The 395-nt window shown below is 68.1% G+C and carries 1 protein-coding gene; it reads left to right on the top strand.

The genetic code is table 11. The features are described from left to right. Positions 1-236: hypothetical protein (locus AC1DIX_RS28110; protein WP_477328661.1), on the top strand; the 236-nt coding region annotated here is incomplete at its 5' end. Between the last annotated feature and the right edge of the window lie 159 nt (positions 237-395).

The following is a 395-nucleotide window of genomic DNA, read 5'->3' as shown; positions in this document are numbered from 1 at the left end:
GGACAAGCCTGACAAACCGCACGGGCCGGACAGACCCGACAGACCGGATCGGCCAGACAGGCCTGACAGACCGGATCGACCGGATAGCCCGGGTGGTCACGATCACGGCGGCGATGATCACGACCATGGCCGCGGACACGGTACCCGCGACCACGATGGCGATCGCGGTGACAGGGGCGGCAACCGGGACGGAAGGGATCGCGGCAACTGGAGCCGCGGCCGTTAGGATTGGATGATCTGCCGTTTATGCGGCGCCAGTGGCGCATCACGGAAATGATCGGCACGGCGGGCGAGCTTGCGGTAGAAATCCGGCAGATGCGGCGACACGGCCCTGGCTTTCAGCCTGATCGCGCCGGCGATCCGCCGGAGCGCTGGCGAGCGGCTCCGCAACGCCG

The sequence above is a fragment of the Massilia sp. 05N420 genome, from assembly GCF_056397205.1.
The sequence above is the reverse complement of the archived record's forward strand: the minus strand, read 5'-3'. Positions and strand labels throughout refer to the sequence as shown.